This is a genomic window from Companilactobacillus paralimentarius DSM 13238 = JCM 10415 (assembly GCF_001434985.1).
Classification (GTDB): domain Bacteria; phylum Bacillota; class Bacilli; order Lactobacillales; family Lactobacillaceae; genus Companilactobacillus; species Companilactobacillus paralimentarius.
In genome coordinates this window covers 1-3819 of record NZ_AZES01000044.1, presented here as the reverse complement: position 1 = coordinate 3819, position 3819 = coordinate 1, and the positions used below count along the sequence as shown (strand labels likewise).

The window sequence follows — 3819 nt, the reverse complement described above, 5'->3', positions numbered from 1 at the left end:
GTCCATTTGAAGTTTTCTTCGGGACAAAGTTGCGCTTGATTTGACAATTCGTCATAGAAAAAAGCCCCTTTTGGAATTAAACAGAAGTACTAAAAGGGACTTATTTTTTTAAAATAATATGATATTTTAGGTTCTCGAAGCCTTTTTTTGATTATAAAAACTACCCCAATTGGTCATTGCTTCAATAACAGGTTCTAGAGTTCTACCAAATTCTGTCAACTGATAATCCGTTCTCAAAGGTTTCACCTGATAAATGGTTTTCTTAATTATTCCATCTTGCTCCAGATCATTTAACTGTAAGGCAAGCATTCTCCTAGAACAATCTACTAATTCACGTTGTAACTGTCCAAAATGGCAAGTCTCATTTTGAAATAGGTGGTAAATAATCACACTTTTCCACTTTCCAGATATTATTTGTAAAGTGCTTTCTACTGGGCAACCCGCATTACAATCATAAATGTGTCTTTGCATATCCTCACTCCCAATCAATTAATATATAAATTACCTTTTTTTTAAATTTGAAGCAATCATTTACGACTAGTAACAAAAATTTCACGATTGTTAACACTCCTCACACGATTAATACTAAATAACAAGGAGGATAACATTATGAAAGCCATAGGATTTACAGAACATCTACCTATCCAAGATAAAAACAGTTTAATTGAGTTTTCACAACCCATACCTGAAGCAAAAGGACATGATCTATTAGTAAAAATATCTGCAACATCAGTCAACCCCGTTGATATTGGTGTCAGAAAAAATGGTTACCGAAAGTTAACTAGTCCTAAAGTAATTGGTTGGGATGCCGTTGGAGTAGTCATTGACACTGGAAATGAAGTCACTCTCTTCCATTGTGGTGAAAAAATATTTTATGCTGGTTCCTTTATTAGACCTGGTAGCAATAGTGAGTATCAATTAGTTGATGAAAGAATTGTCGGTCACGCTCCGCAAACTTTATCAGACGCTGAAATTGCAGCTATGCCATTAACTTCATTAACCGCGTGGGAAGCCCTTTTTGAGCAATTAGAAATCTCTACATATAATAAGGGAAAAAACCATCAACGGACAATTCTAATAATCAATGGAGCCGGTGGTGTTGGTTCAATCGCTACTCAATTGGCTTACTGGGCCGGATTAAAAATAATTGCTACTGCATCTCGTGCTGAAACTATTTCCTGGGTACGACAAAACCATGCCGATTTTACCGCCAATCATCGTAAAAATTTAGTTACTGAGGTTCATAAACTAGGTTTTAAATACGTTGATTATATTCTAGAATTGAATGATCTTGACGGACATTGGGATGAAATGGCTCAACTAATTAAACCAAGCGGAAGGATAACTTCAATTACCGAAAATCATCGTCCTATCGATCTTAAGAAATTAACTAAAAAACGAGCAACATTTTCTTGGGAATGGATGTATTCCAAATCTTTTTATCAAACATCTGATATGATTACGCAACATGACATTCTTGAAAATATTTCCCAACTACTTGATAGCAAGACTATTCACAGTACTCTAACCAAAACCCTATCGCCTATTAACGTTGATAACCTAAAGAAAGCGCATCAATTGGTGGAAACAAATCATATGATCGGTAAAGTTGTTATCAGTAATCATAAATAAAATCTATTTTTGTAGAAACGTTTACTATAATTATTTGTGGATTTTTTCACAACTATTCAAGTATAATGATAGTTACAGAAATCACAAAGGAGTGAACATGATGAAAATTATCATCGCAGGTGCGGGTGCCATGGGTAGTCGCTTTGGAATTATGCTTCACAGAGGTGGAAATGATGTTACTTTAGTTGACGGTTGGCCAGCTCACGTTGAAGCTATAGGTCAAAATGGTTTAAAAGCTAACTTTAATGGTGAGGATATTACTGAACAAATCCCCGTAATGCTTCCATCTGAAGTTAAAGGTGATACAAAGGCTGACTTAATTATTTTATTTACCAAATCAATGCAGTTGGCCGAAATGTTACAAGATGTCAAACCTCTTATTGCTGAGAATACAAAAATTCTTTGCCTTTTAAATGGTATCGGACATGAAGATACTATTGAAAAGTATATTCCAATGGAAAATATCTTTATTGGTAACACAATGTGGACCGCAGGCTTAGTCGGCCCCGGTGAGGTTAAACTGTTCGGTAATGGTTCTGTCGAATTACAAAATCTTGGTCAAAATCAAGAAGATGCTGCTAAAGACTTGGCTAAAGTTCTTTCCGAATCTGGTTTAAACGCCAAGTACTCAGATAATATCCACTACTCAATTTATCGTAAGGCTTGTGTTAACGGAACTATGAACTGCCTTTGCTCAATTCTTGATGTCAATATGGCTGAGTTCGGTGCTACTAAACCAGCTCATGATATCGTCGTAACTGTTGTAAATGAATTTGCTGCCGTTGCTAAACACGAAGGCGTTGATTTGGACGTTGATGAAGTCGTTGCCCACGTTGAATCATGTTTCGATCCTGAGACAATCGGTAAACATTATCCATCCATGTATCAGGATTTGATTAAAAATAATCGTCTAACAGAAATCGACTATATTAATGGTGCGGTTTCTCGTAAAGGTAAAAAATATCAGATTCCTACTCCATATTGTGATTTATTAACACAACTAATTCACTGCAAAGAAGACATTCTTGGTGCTAAATAGGTAAATCACAGGAGGATTATTATGAAACAAAAACTAACAGCCAAAATTTTTCTAAACAAAGTATTATCAGGAACCGCAACCGGTATTATCATCGGATTGATTCCCAATGCCGTTTTAGCTGCTATCTTAAAACTGTTCGGTAACAATCCTTTTGCACTTGCCATCGGTCAAATGGCAATTATCTTTCAACTTGCAACACCATTATTGATTGGAGCCTTAATCGCACTCCAATTTGAATTCAAGCCAATGCCAATGATGGTCGTTGGTGGAGCTGCCTTTGTTGGTTCCGGTGTAATTAAATTCAATGCTAAAACTCAAGCCTATATTGGAGCCGGTACTGGTGATATTATCAATACTATGCTGACAGCTGCTATTGCTGTTGGTCTAATTCTACTGATTGGTGAGAAATTTGGTTCAGTCGCTATTGTTCTAACCCCTATTGTTGTCGGTGTTGGTGCTGGTTTAATTGGATTTTATCTTTACCCATACGTCACTGACATCACTAAGGCCATCGGAGATGGAATCAATTCCTTCACTAATTTGCAACCAATCATTATGTGTATCTTGATTAGTTGTGCCTTTGCTACCATTATTATTTCACCAATTTCAACAGTTGCTATCGGTATGGCCATTCAATTAAATGGTATTTCCGCTGGAGCTGCTGCTATGGGTGTCGCTGCTACTACAATTGTCCTTGTCATTAATTCTTGGAAAATTAATAAACCTGGTGTAACCATTGCGATTGCCCTAGGAGCTATGAAAATGATGATGCCAAATCTATTTAGAAAACCTATCATCCTTATTCCTTGTTTATTAACTGCTGCCATTTCCGCTATTCCTGTAGCACTCTTCTCCATTTCCGGTACACCCGCGTCAGCCGGATTCGGTTTGGTTGGACTAGTTGGACTACTAGCATCAATGGAGGCCGGTTTAAATATTGCCCTATTATTGATTAGCTGGTTAGTAATTCCAGTAATCATATCATTAGCTTTACAGTTCATTTTAGAAAAGATTCTTCATTTATATGACCGTAAAGATGTTTTCGAATTCTTAGGTTAAAAAAATAGAGTTCACACAAATGTGTGAGCTCTATTTTTATGGTTCTATACTTTCTGGTATTGATGAATAATCAATACCAGTTTTTTAAT

General features: G+C 36.2%; 4 protein-coding genes. 3 read left to right on the top strand and 1 reads right to left on the bottom strand.

What is annotated here, in order from left to right:
* Positions 1-126: 126 nt before the first annotated feature.
* The gene (locus tag FD33_RS04760) at positions 127-471 is read right to left on the bottom strand and encodes a winged helix-turn-helix transcriptional regulator (protein WP_025086353.1); all 345 of its coding nucleotides are present in this window, start codon (positions 469-471) and stop codon (positions 127-129) included.
* A gap of 138 nt (positions 472-609) precedes the next feature.
* Between FD33_RS04760 and FD33_RS04755 the strand changes: the two genes are divergently transcribed.
* The 3 genes from FD33_RS04755 (at position 610) to FD33_RS04745 (ending at position 3730) form a co-directional block, all read left to right on the top strand.
* Complete coding sequence (locus FD33_RS04755) at positions 610-1632, top strand: zinc-binding alcohol dehydrogenase family protein (RefSeq protein WP_025086354.1); 1023 nt, start codon at positions 610-612, stop codon at positions 1630-1632.
* A gap of 100 nt (positions 1633-1732) precedes the next feature.
* Positions 1733-2671 carry a 2-dehydropantoate 2-reductase gene (locus tag FD33_RS04750; protein ID WP_025086355.1) on the top strand — a complete coding sequence of 313 codons (939 nt, stop codon included), beginning with the start codon at positions 1733-1735 and terminating at the stop codon, positions 2669-2671.
* Positions 2672-2692: 21 nt separating this feature from the next.
* On the top strand, positions 2693-3730 hold the full coding sequence (locus tag FD33_RS04745; RefSeq protein ID WP_025086356.1) for a PTS sugar transporter subunit IIC: 1038 nt from the start codon (positions 2693-2695) through the stop codon (positions 3728-3730).
* Positions 3731-3819 lie beyond the last annotated feature (89 nt).